Source organism: Mesorhizobium sp. M0870, from assembly GCF_040319775.1.
Taxonomy (GTDB): domain Bacteria; phylum Pseudomonadota; class Alphaproteobacteria; order Rhizobiales; family Rhizobiaceae; genus Mesorhizobium.
In genome coordinates, this window is record NZ_JAMYOI010000003.1 from 51,215 (window position 1) to 66,062 (window position 14,848).

General features: G+C 63.1%; 12 protein-coding genes. All 12 read right to left on the bottom strand.

Translation table 11 applies throughout. From position 1 onward, the window contains the following. Nucleotides 1-117: 117 nt before the first annotated feature. The 12 genes from NKH97_RS05185 to NKH97_RS05240 all read right to left on the bottom strand — a co-directional run bounded on the left by NKH97_RS05185 (nt 118) and on the right by NKH97_RS05240 (nt 14,841). Nucleotides 118-786 carry a nuclear transport factor 2 family protein gene (locus NKH97_RS05185; RefSeq protein WP_127294316.1) on the bottom strand — a complete coding sequence of 223 codons (669 nt, stop codon included), beginning with the start codon at nt 784-786 and terminating at the stop codon, nt 118-120. Further along, a complete protein-coding gene (locus NKH97_RS05190) occupies nt 783-2,165 on the bottom strand; it encodes an aspartate aminotransferase family protein (RefSeq protein WP_352440676.1) in 1,383 nt (460 codons plus the stop codon). Before NKH97_RS05190 ends, NKH97_RS05185 begins: the two co-directional genes overlap by 4 nt. Nucleotides 2,166-2,259: 94 nt before the next feature. After that, the gene (locus NKH97_RS05195) at nt 2,260-2,991 is read right to left on the bottom strand and encodes a LamB/YcsF family protein (RefSeq protein WP_352628430.1); all 732 of its coding nucleotides are present in this window, start codon (nt 2,989-2,991) and stop codon (nt 2,260-2,262) included. Nucleotides 2,992-3,003: 12 nt separating this feature from the next. Further along, nucleotides 3,004-5,352: a xanthine dehydrogenase family protein molybdopterin-binding subunit gene (locus tag NKH97_RS05200; protein WP_352795626.1), complete on the bottom strand. Its 2,349-nt coding sequence runs from the start codon at nt 5,350-5,352 to the stop codon at nt 3,004-3,006. After that, complete coding sequence (locus NKH97_RS05205) at nt 5,345-5,842, bottom strand: (2Fe-2S)-binding protein (RefSeq protein ID WP_352795628.1); 498 nt, start codon at nt 5,840-5,842, stop codon at nt 5,345-5,347. The genes NKH97_RS05200 and NKH97_RS05205 overlap by 8 nt, the downstream gene beginning before the upstream one ends. Further along, on the bottom strand, nt 5,799-6,689 hold the full coding sequence (locus NKH97_RS05210) for an FAD binding domain-containing protein (RefSeq protein WP_352795630.1): 891 nt from the start codon (nt 6,687-6,689) through the stop codon (nt 5,799-5,801). Before NKH97_RS05210 ends, NKH97_RS05205 begins: the two co-directional genes overlap by 44 nt. Before the next feature lie 136 nt (nt 6,690-6,825). After that, nucleotides 6,826-8,793 carry a hydantoinase B/oxoprolinase family protein gene (locus NKH97_RS05215; protein ID WP_352628424.1) on the bottom strand — a complete coding sequence of 656 codons (1,968 nt, stop codon included), beginning with the start codon at nt 8,791-8,793 and terminating at the stop codon, nt 6,826-6,828. Nucleotides 8,794-8,796: 3 nt separating this feature from the next. Then, complete coding sequence (locus NKH97_RS05220; protein ID WP_023808992.1) at nt 8,797-10,824, bottom strand: hydantoinase/oxoprolinase family protein; 2,028 nt, start codon at nt 10,822-10,824, stop codon at nt 8,797-8,799. 103 nt (nt 10,825-10,927) lie between these two features. Then, nucleotides 10,928-11,908, bottom strand: coding sequence for an AraC-like ligand-binding domain-containing protein (locus NKH97_RS05225; protein WP_023808993.1), 981 nt, complete (start codon nt 11,906-11,908; stop codon nt 10,928-10,930). Nucleotides 11,909-12,052: 144 nt separating this feature from the next. Next, entirely contained in the window at nt 12,053-12,307 is a 255-nt protein-coding gene (locus tag NKH97_RS05230) for a hypothetical protein (protein ID WP_352795633.1), read from the bottom strand. Nucleotides 12,308-12,428: 121 nt separating this feature from the next. Then, nucleotides 12,429-13,763 carry a PQQ-dependent sugar dehydrogenase gene (locus NKH97_RS05235; protein WP_352795635.1) on the bottom strand — a complete coding sequence of 445 codons (1,335 nt, stop codon included), beginning with the start codon at nt 13,761-13,763 and terminating at the stop codon, nt 12,429-12,431. 37 nt (nt 13,764-13,800) lie between these two features. Next, nucleotides 13,801-14,841, bottom strand: coding sequence for a c-type cytochrome (locus tag NKH97_RS05240; RefSeq protein ID WP_352795637.1), 1,041 nt, complete (start codon nt 14,839-14,841; stop codon nt 13,801-13,803). Nucleotides 14,842-14,848 lie beyond the last annotated feature (7 nt).

A 14,848-nucleotide genomic window follows, 5' to 3' on the forward strand; every position in this document is an offset into this window, starting at 1 on the left:
AGGCCCTGTTCCTTTGGGATGACCGGGCCTTTCGTCTTTTGAGGATATTGCCTTTGAGCAAAAAACGAGGGCGGCCCGTTTGGACCGCCCTTGTCGCCCGATGAATCCAGATTTTCGCTACCCTCGCGCTTTGCGGTAGGAATCCTTGAGCGCTATGAGCTCCCCCGAGAAAGCGAAGATATCGCAGCCGTCGACTTCGATTTGCTGCCCCGCTGCCGTGGTGCCGACGAAGCGCCATGATGAAAGCCCGGTGTCGCCCGTCACGATGTGCCGTCCCCTGATCCACGCGGCTTTCGGGAAGGCATCGAACAGCGCTGCATAGGCGACGCGCACTGCGTCACGCCCCACATGCTTGCGCCCTTCGGCATCGGGGCCGGCCGAGCCGTGGAAAGCGCAATTCTCAACCATGCAGTCCATCAGCGCGCCCACGTCGCGAGCGTTCCAGGCCGCGAGGAACCGGTCGAGCACGGCGAGCCGCCTGGCTGCGAGATCGCCAGCCTCAACGACCTCGACCTCGAGAAAGGCGAGCGGCGCATCGCCGGCATTGATGACATTGTGGGCCACACCCGTCCGCCGCGAGTAGGGCACCCCTTGAGTGAGAGCGGCTTGCGACTGCGCGCCGTCGGGGCCTTCGAGACCGAGCTTGCCGTCCGTAAGCGGCACGATGACGTAGTCATGGCCATGGATGTGCCAGCCGGTCTCGGCCCCGGTGGCAAAGCGCCATTCGGTGACCCGAAAGCGTTCGTCGTCGATATGGATGACCGGTTCGGCTTTCATGCGGGTCATTCAAGTCCCTCCTTGGCAACCGCACCGGTCAGGCGCTCAAGCGTCCGGCCCATGCGCGTCATGATTTCCTTCACATCGTCTTCTGTCGAGATCATCGGCGGACAGAGCGCGAGCTGGTCGCCGATGGCGCGGAAGATGAGGCCTTCCTCGTGGCCGATTCCCGCTGCGATACTCCCTGCGCGCCCAACCTTGGCGAAGGGGCGTTTCGTCGCCTTGTCTGCCACCAGCTCCACGGCGCCGATAAGACCGGTGCCCCGCGCTTCGCCGACAAGCGGGTGATCGGCGAACGAGCGGATGCCGGCCTGGAACGACGTCTCAAGGCGGGCCGCGTTTCCGATCAAGTCCCGCTCCTCGAAGATGGCGAGGTTTTCGAGACCCACCGCCGTCGCGACCGGATGACCCGACGCCGTGAAGCCGTGGCCGAAATTGCCGATCGTTGCGGTGTTGTCGGCGATCGCCTGATAGATCGCATCGGAGAAAATGACGGCGGCAAGCGGCATATAAGACGACGTGATTTGCTTGGAGACCGTCATGATATCAGGCGTGAAGCCGTATTTCTGAGCGCCGAAAGGCGTACCAAGCCGCCCGAAACCACAGATCACCTCGTCTGCTATCAGGATGATATCATTTGCCCGGCAGATTTTCTCCACGCCTTCCCAGTACCCGACCGGCGGCGGCAGAACGCCGCCGGCTGCCATGAGCGGCTCTCCTATAAAGGCTGCAATGGTGTCAGCCCCTTCTTCCGCGATCGCCGCTTCCAGCTCGGCGAGCAGACGCGCCGTGAAGGCGGCTTCGTCTTCGCCTTCCATGCCGAAGCGATAGAAGTGCGGGCAGGTCAAATGGCGAACGGGAATCGCCGGCAGATCGAAGTCGCGATGGTTGACCGGCAGGCCCGTCAGGCTGCCGGAGGCGACGGTGATGCCGTGATAGCCCTTGGTCCGTGCCAGGAATTTCTTCTTTTTTGGCCGGCCCAGCGCGTTGTTCATGAACCACATCATCTTGACGATGGTGTCGTTGGCTTCCGAGCCCGACGACGTGAAGAAGACACGCGTCAGGTTTTCCGGCGTCATCTCCACGAGTTTCTCAGCGAGCCGGATGGATGGCTCATGCGCCTTGGAGGAGAAGGTGTGGTAGTAGGGCAGCTTCAGCATTTGCTGGTAGGCAGCGTCGGCCAACCGCTTTTCCGAAAAGCCGACGCCCACCGACCACAGCCCGGCGAGCCCTTCGATGTATTCCTTGCCGCGTTCGTCATACACACGGATGCCGTCGCCGCGGCTGATGATCAGCGGCCCGGTTTCCTCGTGCTGACGCAGGTTTGTGTAGGGGTGCATGGAGGTGGCGATGTCGGCGGCGGCGAGAGAGTTGGAAAGCGCATCCATGGAAGTCCTCAGCGGCTTGGGGAAATGGTTCGGGAGGTGAGTGCGAGATAGTCCTCGATCCCATGCGTGGAGCTTTCACGATTCGGGAAATGAATCATGGCAGGCTGTTGGAATGGGTGTCGATGATCCGCCGCATCAGCGCGGCGACGTCGCGCGCATTCGGAGGATCGGAGTGGATGCAGACGGTGTCGAAGTCGACCGGGCGGATCGTACCGTCTGTCGTGACGAGTTCGTGTCGGGTAAGCGCCCCCACCATGCGGTGCTCGGCAAGCGTCAGGTCGATGGCCGACTGGACGCGCGGAATGATCAGGCTGCCGCCGGGAGCGTAGGCAAGATCGGGAAAGAACTCGCCCACGAAGGCAACGCCAAGTTCAACTGCTGCCGTCTCGTGACAGGTTCCCGCCATGCCGAAGAGAGGGACGCCGAACGGCTTGACCGCCGCGGCAATCGCCCGGGCAGTGTCCACGTCGTGCGCGGCCATGCCGTAGATGATGCCATGCGGCTTGACATGGCTGAGCTGCCCGCCCTCTGCGGCCAGCATTCCTGTCAGCGCACCGATTTGGTAGAGGAAGGCGGCTGTCAGTTCCTCGGGCTGAAGTTTCATCTCGCGCCGGCCGAACCCCTCGCGATCGGGAAGGGACGGATGCGCGCCAACCTGCTTTCCGTGCGAAAGCGCGAGCCGCACGGTCTTCAGCATCGTCCATGGATCGGAGGCGTGGAAGCCGCACGCGATGTTGGCGCAATCGATGTGAGGCATGATGCCGGCATCGTCGCCGAAACGCCAGTTGCCGTAACTTTCCCCCATGTCGCAGTTCAGGGTGACCATGGTTTGCTTGCCTCAGCCCAGAGTGTTCGACGCCCAGCCGTGGGCGATGTGGGGGAATTCCGGCGGCGGTTCGCGCTCGTGCAGCAGTCGAAGCACGCGCGGCGGCGTCAGTGGCAGCTGCCGCACCGGCTTGCCGATAGCGCGTGCCACAGCGCAGCCGATCGCCGCGCCCACGGCCAGGATCGGGACCTCGCCCGCGCCCTTGGTGCCTAGAGGCCCCATCGACGGAGCGCCCTCGTAGAGGTCGGCGGCGACCGGAACCACGTCCTGCGCCAGCGGCAGGCGATAGGTCTCGAAATCGTCCTGCGCGATGCGTCCGTCAGCGGTGATCGTCACCTCCTCATGCAGGGCGTAGCCGAGACCCTGCACGACACCACCCTGTATCTGGCCCATGACCGCGCGCGGGTTGAGTGCGCGGCCGACATCCTGCACCACGCGATAGGCCAGCACCTCGACATGACCGGTGTCCGGATCAACCGCCACCTCGGCCTCGTGAACGACGAAGACGGGGATGTCGAGCGCATCGATGAAGTGCCCCATCGCGCAGCCGGACATTGCCGGAGTGTTCCTGGCGGTAAAGGCTCCGCTTCCGGTGATCGGGCCGGTGGTTGCCTGCGCATGGGCGACGACAGCGGGGATCGACATGCCGGAGCCGGGACGTCCCGCGATCTCGACACGACCATCCCGCAGCACCAAGTCTTCCGGTCGGGTCTGGAGCATCTCGCCGGCGGTCCGCAGCAGCTTCTCCCGCACTTCCGCGCAGGCAGCCACACTTGCCGCGCCGATGGACACGGTGGTTCGTCCGCCGCCAACGCCGACATCGAGACCGGCGGCATCGGTGTCGGCTTCGCGCACGATCACCTGGTCGGGAGCGAGGCCGAGTTGCCCGGCCACGATCTGCGGCAGGGATTGCACCATCGTGCCGGAACCAATCTCCACACCCGACGTGACCAGTGTTGCACTGCCGTCGGCGTTCAAATTCACCGTCGCCGCCGAAGGCCCGACGAAAACGAACCATGTGCCGACCGTGGTTGCAATACCATAGAGCCTGCCGTCGGCCTCGGCCTCTGATGTACCGGTACTGGCGCGCAGTGTCTCCATGCGATCGAGCATCGGACCCAGCACGTCGGCCTCGAAAACCTGGCCCGTGGCACCGAGATCCCCATCTCCCAGGACATTTTTCTTCCGGAACTCCATCGGGTCGAAGCCTAGCGCATCACAGATTTCGTCGGTGTGTCGCTCCAAAGCGAATGTGTTGTAGACGCCGTTGCAAGCCCGGAAAGCACCGTTGGGTGGTGTGTTGGTGTATACGGCGCGGCTGACGAGCCGCGTTGCGCCAACCCTGTAATTGCCGCCCAGCGTGTGCGCCGTCATCGTCGTCAGAAAAACCTGTTCGCCTCCATACGCGCCGCAGTCCATCAGCACGACCGCCTCGCGCCCGGCGATGTATCCTTCGGCAGTGACAGCGGACCGGATGCGGATTTCCGCATTCTCGCGGCAGAGGCAGGTTGCCATCTCTTCCTGCCGGGTATTTTCCAGGACCACCGTGCGCCCGGTCATCCGCGCCAGAAGTGCAGTGATAGGCTCGATGGATGCATCGAATTTCAGGCCGAACCCGCCGCCGACAGGGGGTACAGTGACCCGCACACGCCCGGGCGGAAGCTGCATGACCCTTCCGGTGACGTTGCGCACGGTCCAAGGCACCTGCGTCGAGGTCTGTATGTGAGCACGGCCGTCCTCCCAGGAGCCGATGGCAACGCGCGGTTCGAAGGGCAGATGGCTCTGTCGGCCGACGGTAAAGCTGCTCTCGACAATGCGTATGTCGGGACGGGCGAAGGCCGCATCGACGTCACCGCGGCTGGATTTTGCCTCCCATGCGATGTTGCCGGCACGTGCACCGCCCTCGGTGATCACCTCGTAGCCGCGCCAGCCCTCGTGGACGAGACGGGCGCCGGGCTGGAGCGCGTCGGCCATGGTGAGCACCGGTGCCAGCGGCTCGACCTCGAGCATGATGGCGGCAAGTGCCGCCCGCGCCTGCTTCTCCGTCTCGGCGGCGACGACGGCGATTGGTTCACCGTGATAGCGGATCGTGTCGATGGCCAGGAGCGGATGGTCGGCAATGCCGATGCCGTAGAGCCCTGGCGCGTCGGCGCCGGTCGCCACCGCGCGCACGCCAGGACAGCGAAGTGCCGCCGAAACGTCGAGCTTGCGGATACGCCCCGCGGGAACGGTCGACCGCAGCAGCACGGCATGCAGCATGTCGGGGCGAATCCGGTCGTTGGTGTATTTCGTCCGCCCGCGCAGCTTGTCCTGCGCATCGCGGCGGGGAAGATTCATCACCGTGGCGGACAGCTCAGACATGGATGCCTCCTACCACCTGGCCAGCCATCCGCGCTTGGTCGAGGCAGTCGGCCACGGCGTCGACTATCCGCTCATATCCCGTGCAGCGACAGATGTTGCCGACCATCGCCGCCTTGATTTCGGGACGGCTCGCATGCGGATTGTCACGCACGAACGCCGAAAGGCTCATGACCATTCCCGGAAAACACATGCCGCATTGCACGGCATCGGCCGCCTCGAAATTGGCCTGGAGCGGGTGCAGCGCCTGGCTTCCGAAACTCAATCCCTCGATGGTCGTCACCGCGCATCCCTGGACCAGTCCAACCGGCTTCAGGCAGGACGGCACCGCTTCGTCGTCGACATGCACCGTGCACGCGCCGCAAAAGCCTTCGCGGCACACGGCTTTGGTCCCCGTCAGGAATCGTTCCTGCCGCAAGATGTCGACGAGCGGCGTCATCGGATCGCCATCAAAGCGGCAGTCCTCGCCATTCAGCTGGAATGTCACGGTCATGCCAGGCCCCAGTCTTGAGAAGTGCGGCAACACCGCGTTTGACCAGCGGCGGAAGAACCTGGCGGCGGTACCAACCCTCCGCTTCCTTGCCGTCGCGGCCCTGAAAATCATTGTGCTCCAGCGCAAGCCCGGCGGCGCGTTCCGGATCGAACGCAGAGGCCGAGTCCGCCGCCATGGCCTGTTCGAGCGCCGTCCAGCGCCGCGCTACCGGCTCCACCGAGCCGACGGCGATGCGACATCGTTTGTCTTTGTCTACCGCAAGCGAGACGATGGCGACCGGATAGTCGCCGGCTTTCCGAAGCGGCAGGCGGATATGAGCACTTGCGACAAGGTCGCGGCGCAGATGAATTCTCGTCACAATCGCTTCGGCCAGCAGCGTATGCCTGTCTTTGAGGAAATCTGAAATACCGAGAAGTTTTGGGCCTTCGAACGTCTCCAGTTCCACCGCCGCCTCACAGACGAGAAGCGCAGGGGCGAGATCGGCGGCGGCAAAGTCGAGGGCACAAAGGTTGCCGCCCACGGTGGCGACCTTTCGGATGCCGGGATTGGCCGCATTCTCCGCCGCGGCAACCAGACCTTCGAAGCCCGCTGCCCCGTGCAACGCGCGGCCAACGACTGCGTGGGTAACGGCTGCGCCGATCACGACATGGTCCGAGCCGATTTCGACCTTGGACAAGGCCGGTATTCGGTGGAGGGCGACCACCGCCTCGGGAAGCTCGACCCCGCGCCGTGGATCACGCATCATCCAGGTGCCGCCGGCAAGCACAGCCGCACCTCGCCTGCGTGCGGCCAATGCCTCTTCAATCGTGCTGGCCGCGGTGAACGATCGTTCCACGCTTGTCGCCATCTGTCATACCCCTCGGAAGCAGCCAACTTTCGCGGCGCTGCAGCATTGTTGCTCCAGCTTTAGGCTCCTGTGAAATAGTAATTCTTTGAGTATCGTATCGAAAAAACAGATAACTCTGCGGCGTGCTCTTTGGCGCTCAGGCCCAGTGAACGACCGTGCGTTTCTCAAAGCTCTCACGGAACTGGGCGGTGGTTTTGGGGAGCAGTTCGCCAGTCTCCCAGTCGAGGATCACGGCATAGTGCCGAACCGCATCGAGCGTATCGATCTCGCCGGAGCGGTATTTGCGCGCGACCTCCTCAGGATCCATGCGTGCCCAGTCCTTCCGTTTCGCCCGGATGTCGGCACGGCAGGCTTCGGTTGCCGTCCCGTCGATTTCGTACTGGCACAGGTCGCGGTCGATTTCGCGGATCACCACGCCGTAGTCAGTCTTGGCGCGCTCCAGAGACACGTAGTCGTCGATCACGTCCTCCATCACCTTGCGGGGCTCGCGCTGCAGTGGATCGCCGAAACCGCCGCCGCCGGCCGTCGGACGAGCGAACTGGTCGCCTGTGTGGACGGAGTAATCGGAGAATACGGAGCCGAGCCAGATCTCGGTCTCTTCTCCGGCGCGCTTCATGGTCAAGCCGTGGGGCATCGACGGCAGGCCTCCTTCGACACCCCAGACGACAGCGCGCTCGCGGTCGCAAATATAGGACATGACGGCATTTTCAGCCTCAAGCAGCAACGAGGTCTTCTGCACGCCGACGCCGCCCCGCCATTTGCCAGGCCCGGCTGAATCCTGCTTGATCTGGAACTCGACCGTCCGAGTCGGATTCACCCGTTCGTTGCCTTCGTTCGGTTGCGACATCAACCCGGTTCCGAAGCAGGCGGTGGTGACATCGGCACCATCCTTGCCGTTGCGCCCGCCCCAACCGCCCGGCAGCCATTCGTAGAACATGAAGATCGGCTTTTCGGGTTTGCGCGCGTCCCGTCCCCCGGCCAGCAGATATTCGAGGTTGAAGGCGCAGGCGATAGCGCGTTCGGGCATGATCTTCGACCACATCTCGAAGATCGCGTTCATGATCTTTTCGAACGGCATCAGGAACCCGGTCACCGCCACCGGCCATTCCGCACTGACGATGCTGTTCTTTGGCGCAGTCACCTCGATCATCCGGTAAAATCCGCTGTTGAGGGGGAGGTCCGGAAAGAAGGTTTTCATGCCGGCGACCACGGCCGAGAAGGTCGCGCCCGGGGCGGAATTGTACATCGAGGCAATGGTCGAATGACTTCCCGTAAAGTCGTAGTGGATCGTGTCGCCCTTGATCGTCATCTTGATGCGGATCGGGATCATGCCTTCGCCGGCACCGAGATCCCGGTCGATGTAGTCGACCGTCTCCCAAGTGCCGTCGGGCAGCTCCGCGAGACGCTTTCGCACGGCACGTTCGACGTAGTCCTGAACCTCCTCCATCCCGCGCATGACCTGGCCGCGTCCGTACTTCTTGACCAGCCGCAACAGTTCGCGCTCGGCGGCCTGCGTCGCCTGCGCCTGGGAATGGATGTCGCCAATGATCGACGCGGGATCGCGCGTGTTGGCCGCGATCATGTTGGCGACGTCGGAGCAGAAGCGGCCGCGCTGGAAAAGGCGCAACGGCGTGATCCGCAGGCCTTCGCGAAACATGTCGCGGGCGGTGACGTCGAAGGAACCCGGCACCGAGCCGCCGAGATCCGACCAGTGTCCGTTCGACTGGGAGAAGCCGATCAGTTTGTCTTCATCGAAGATCGGTCGGACGAGCCGAACATCGCTGAAATGCGTACCGCCGGCATAGGGATCGTTGATAGCGTAGACGTCACCGGGTGCCATATCGCCTTCGAAGACCCGGATCACCTCCTTGCATGTGTTGTGCAGTGTGCCGACATGGACCGCGATGTCGTAGTTGCCCTGGGCAACGGAGTTGCCATCGGCGTCGTGCAGGGCGTTCGAAAAGTCTCGGTTGTAGATGACGAAGGAATAGCAGGTGCGAAGCATCTGTTCTGCCATCTGGTCGACGGTGGTGATGAAGGAGTTTTTCAGCACCTCGAACGTTACCGGATCGAGGCCAGGGCTCGTTTCAATCAGCTTTGTCATGTCTCAGCCTTTCGTCACGATGAGAATGTTCAGGAAGTCGTCGACGGTGGCGCTCATTCCCGGCGGAACCACGGTGGTGGAATCGAACTGTTCGACGATGGCGGGTCCCGCAAAGGCAGCGCCGGCGCTGAGTTGGTCGCGTTCATAGACAGCCGCATCATGAGATACGCCGTCGAACCAGACGCCGCGGCGGCCGACCGGCTGTGGCTTGTGCGGCAAGACTTCATGCCGCGGCATCTCGGCTTTCGGTACGATGCCGATCGCCTTGACCGCGATGCGGAAGATCGACACCGGCGCCTCTTCGCGGCGGTAGTTGAACTCGCGTTCGTGCTCGTTGTGGAATGCCTCTATCAGCGAGCAGATGCTCTCGATCCGCGCCGGGGCTGACACCGCGAGTGAGCGCCACTGGCCCTGGTACATCATCTCGACCGTACGCTGCAGCGCCATGTCTTCGCGCGCCACGCCCTCATGGGTCAGGCGCTCAACCGCCTGTTCTTCCATCAGAACAAAGGCCGTCTGCATCTCGGCGGGCGAGACCGTCGAAGCATCGGCCATGAAGCTTTCGGAGAAATCATGCTGCACGTCGACGAGAAGGCAACCGAGCGCGGAGGTGACGCCAGGATTGGGCGGCACGATCACGGTTGGAATCGAAAGCTCCTTCGCCACGGCCGCTCCGTGCAAAGCGCCTGCACCGCCGAATGCGACGAGCGCAAAGTCTCGTGGGTCATAGCCCCGGCTGATGGAGAGAAGCCGGACGGCATTGCCCATATTGGCGTTGGCGACGGCGATGATCGCCTCAGCCGCCTGGTGGAGTTCCATGCCGAAGGGTTCCGCCACCGTCTCCTGAACCGCCTGGGCGGCCAGAGCGGGGTCGAGCGTGATCTTGCCGCCCGCAAGGCTGGTGCCGAGACGACCGAGCACGACATTGGCATCAGTGTTGGTGGCGGTGCGGTTGCCATTCTTGTAACAGGCCGGGCCCGGAAAGGCGCCGGCGGACTGCGGTCCGTTGCGCAAGCTGCCGCCCTCGTCCTGCCATGCCAACGAACCGCCGCCCGCGCCGATGGTCAGCACCTCGATGGAGGGGAAGCGGATCGGATATCCGAATTCGATGTACCAGTCTTTTGTGATGCGCGACTCCCCGTTCCATGCGAGCGAGACGTCGGTGCTGGTGCCGCCCATGTCGAAGCCGATCGAGTTCTGGAAGCCACAGAGATTTCCGATGAAGCGGCTTGCGATCGCACCGGCGGCGATGCCCGATCCTGCGAGCCGGGCTGAGAAATCCCTGACGCTTGCGGGTGTCATGACCCCGCCACCGCTGTGCAGCAACAGGAGATCTCGCTTGTATCCGGCCGCGGCAAGCTTTTCTCCGAGACGCGACACGTAGTCGACGACGACCGGGGCGCAGACGGCGTTGGCCATGGTGGTGGAAAAACGCTCGTGCTCGAAGATTTCCGGCATCACCTCCGAGGAGATCGAAACCGGCAGATCCGGCATGGCCTCCTTCAGAATCTCACGCATACGGCGCTCATTGGCGCCGTTGACATAGGAGTTCATGAAGCAGACGGCGATGGACTTGACCTGCCGTTTGACGAGAATTTCCGCGACGCGGTGAGCGGCCTCTTCGTCCAGTGCTTCCAGGATCGTGCCCTCGGCACTGACCCGTTCCCGGACTGTCAGCCGGTCGCGGCGCGGGATATAGGGCTTGGCGACATCCTTGTAGGTGTCCCAGAGGTCTTCCTTGTTGGCGCGGCGGATCTCGACAACATCACGGAAACCCTCGGTGCAGACCATTGCGGTGCGTGGCAGGCGGCGGGTGATCAGCGCATTGGTGGCGACCGTCGTACCATGAGAGAACAGCGTCACCTCCGAAAGATCGATGCGGCCCTGCTCCACGCCATTCATGATCGCCTGCATGGGATCGTCAGGCGTGGAGGCGGTCTTCTCGATGCGGATCGCGCCGCTATCTTCGTCCATGATGCAGATGTCGGTGAAAGTCCCTCCGACATCGACGGCAACTCTTATTCTGCTCATGACAGTTCCTTCGCGGGATATTTGCGGGAAAGGCCCGGCTTTCGCCGCCCTTGCCGGGGCGGCGTCGCAATAGATTATGGAATTGGCCCGGATTTCGCCGGGTCTAGTGCCGCTCTCTTGAGGTCGAAGCGCGGCCTGCCCGGTTCGCTGCTTCGCGACGGGTATCAGTCGGTGCGCAACCGAACCGCGTCCGGTAGTGCTTGCAGAATTGAGACTGGTCGGCAAAGCCCCAGCGGTAAGCAATCTCGGCAACGCTGCTGATGTTGGTCACCGACATCAGTTCCTCGGAGCAAAGTTCAAGCCGGGCGTCGCGGATGAAGCCGTTGATCGACTGATTGCTGTCCTGAAAAAGAACCTGCAGATAACGCAGGGAAATCCCGCAGGCATCGGCCACCGCCTGCGGGCCGAGGCCGGAATTCTTCAGATTGTCGCGAATATACTGCTCGGCACGATGCAAATGGCCGGCCCGGATCGACGAGATGCTGCTGTCCAGCACGCGATCGTCGCTCACGATCGACAGGCACAGCATTTCCAGGATGTGCCTGCCCATCATCTCACGAGCGACTTCAGTGATCTCATCGACATGGCCGATCGTGGTTCGCACCGTGTCAAGGAAGAGCGCGGCGACGCCTTGGGTTGCGTCGAAACTGAGCGCACTGAGCCGTTCGGCAGACCCGATCCGCGCCCGAACGCTCGACGACGGCACCTTCAGGACCCACAGCGCGTTTGGCTTACCGTGCCAGAATTCGTAAGGCGCATCTCCCCTCTCAACGAGGAAGCCCCCCGGACCGCAATTGACGGTCCTCGACCCTTGCGAGAAATTCACCTCCGACATCTCCGGGATGGTGATGAGCAGGCTGGCGTCACGTTCGTTGAGGAAGTGGCGGCGATGGCGGCGATAGCTTACGGCATCGCAGCGCATTTTAGACACGCTGACGAGCCCAAGCGAGAAGGTTTCCAGCGTGCCTGAAAATTCACGACGGTTCCGATACTCGGTGTCGAGCGGAAAATAGGCTTCGGTAACAGCGGCTTGCCAGGCATCACCGCCTGTGGGACCGCCGATCGTATCGACGACGTATTTCATTCCCCGACCTTTCTGGTTGGCCCCGGTTAGCCCGGTGTTTTTCTGAAGATTACAGGAATCCGCCGGCGCGTATTGGTCAAAAACGAATAAACTTATGTGGCCGTTTGGCCCAAGGGCCGGAGCTCGCGACGGTTTCAATTATCATCACGGTCCTGGTGTGCAGTTGATAACCAGCCTTGGGCACGCAAACCGCAAGCCAACTTGGAGCCAATGCATTCTTTTCGCACACTCATTCAGGATAAGTTGGCCAGCGCCGGGATCGCCGCCATGTTCTGTGCCAGGGCCGACGGTCACCGCCGCCTCGGCCAGTTCCTGCGCACCCTTCACCCCGAGGATCTTGAGCGCGATGTGGGCCAGCGGACGCGTCTGGTGGGCGCCGCCAACCAGACCGAGCGCCATCGGCATCTCGATCGTCCCCCGAGAAACCCTGTTTCGCCAAAAATGGTGACGATCCGCTCGGCTCCTCGGTCGTTTTGGCCCATGAGCCCAACCCTTCCACGCGCCGAAGCAACGCGCCGGCCTAGTCGGCCGCCGGGATAACCCGCCAAATCTTGTTGCCCACATCATCCGCGATCAGCAATGCGCCAGTTCGGTCGATGGCGACGCCAACCGGACGGCCGAATGCCTTGTCATCGTTGCTCAGAAATCCGGTGAGCACGTCCTGTGGCGGCCCAGACGGCTTGCCGTCGGCAAACGGCACGAAGATCACCTTGTAGCCGCTTCGCGGCATGCGATTCCATGAACCATGCTGGCCGACAAAGGCGCCATTCTTCATGTGCGGGCCGAACAGGTCGGCGGTGTTGAAGGTGAGCCCAAGCGACCCGGTGTGCGCCCCGAGTGCGTAGTCGGGCACGATCGCCTTGCCGACGAGGTCCGGACGCGGTGGCTGCGCCCTGACATCGATGTGTTGGCCGAAATAGCTGTGGGGCCAGCCGTAGAAGGCGCCATCCCTGACCGATGTCATGTAGTCGGGAACGAGGTCGCTGCCGATCTCGTCCCGCTCGTTGACGACCGCCCAGAGTTCCCCGCTTTCAGGGTTCCAGGAGAGGCCGTTCGGGTTGCGCAGACCCGACGCAAAGAGCCGCGTCTGCCGCGTCGCGAGGTCGATTTCGTGCACGGCGGCGCGGCCTTCTTCCTCCTCCATGCCGTTTTCGCCGACATTGGAGTTGGAGCCCACGGTGGCATAGAGCTTCGTTCCGTCCGGACTGGCAATGACGTCCTTGGTCCAATGGTGATTGCGGCCGGCCGGAAGGTCGGCGATCTTCTCGGACGGAGCAGTGATCTCGGTGGTGCCGTCGCGATAGGGGAAAGCGACGACCGCGTCGGCATTGGCGACATAGAGCTTGCCGTCGAGCAGCGTCATGCCGAAGGGCGAGAAGAGGCTGCTGAGGAGGACTGTCCTGGTCTCAGCCACGCCATCGCCGTTCTCGTCGCGTAACAGCGAGATACGGTTGGCGCTCCGCACCTCGGCGCCAGCCCGGCTCTGGAACAGGTTCATGAACCAGCCACGTATGGAAAAACCTTCGTCAGGTTTTGGCGGCGCGTTGCTTTCGGCGACCAGCACGTCGCCATTGGGCAGCACGTGCAGCCAGCGCGGATGGTCGAGGCCGCCAGCGAATTCGTTGACGGCAAAGCCTTGGGCGGCGACCGGCATCTTGCCTTGGGGCCAAGGGGTCGCCTCGGCAACATGGACCCTGGGTATCCAGGTCGGATTGGGTTCGGCGAGCGTCGGGTTTGGACCGTAGGTCTGCTCGATCGGAACGGTGGCCTGTTCGCGCGAGAAGAAGAACAAGCTCGCCCCCGCGATTACGACGAAGGCGACAATGACGAGTAAAACGCCGAGAATTTTTCGCATCAGATATTCCCGAGATTGGGACAGTGACGTAACGCCATCAGGGCGTTCCGGTTGCGGCGGCACGCGACATTTGCGCGAAATAGGCGGCCAGTGCGGCAATATCTTCGTCCGAGAGGTTTTTAGCAGCGTTGCGCATCAGATGGGCGAAGCGCGTGCCGCCGCGCTTTTCCTCGCGGAAAAGCTCGAGCTGGGTCGCAATGTATTTGGCGGGCTGTCCGGACAGTTCCGGATAGATGGGGTTGCGGTCCGGACGACCGTGGCAACCCAGGCATGCCGGAACGTCGCGCTCCGGGATGCCGCGTCGCGCGATCTCATCGGCACGCGCGATCCGGGCACGGTCCGGTTGCGTTGACGTTGCAGGCGCAGGCAGCGCGGAAAAATGCCGCGCGAGATCGGCGAGGAGTGCAGGGTCGACAGCGGTGACAGAAATTCCCATGACACCGCTCTGGCGGTGGCCGGCAGCGTAGGCTCTCAAACTTTCAAGAAGATAGGTTTCGCGCTGAGAGGCCAAGACGGGCGTTGCGGGGCTCCGGCCGAGCCCATCCGTGCCGTGGCAGCGGGTACAGTCGGCGAGTGCTCGTTCGAGGCCTCGTGTTTGGCCAGTCGGCTGTTCGCTACTGCCATAAGCAAGGTCGCGCCACCGCGCCTCGTCCATCATCGGCAGTTCGCGCAGGAAGGCGACCATCGCCCAGACTTCATCGTCGCGCTGCTGCGTCGGCCAGGCCGGCATGCCGGTGAAGCGCACGCCGTGCTGGACGATGCGGAAGAGTTCGGCGTCCGTCCATTCGCCGACCTTACCGACAAGGTCCGGCGGCTGCGGCAGCATCGCAAGGACGGCGGGCGAGCGCGGTTCACCGGGCGCGCCGTGGCAGATGGCGCAGCCGCGGGCGAAATGGCCGGCAGCCGGCTGAATAGCGTAGCGCGGCAGCTCGTCCGGCACCTTGACCGTGAGTGCGTATGTCCGTACGGCCGAGCGCATGGCGAAGTGCAGGAACCACTCGGTCACCTTCCAGTGGCCGGTCGAGGCGCCAACGTTGAAGAATCCGATCCAGGTCGCGAAAAGCACGGCGGCCGGCAAAATCGCC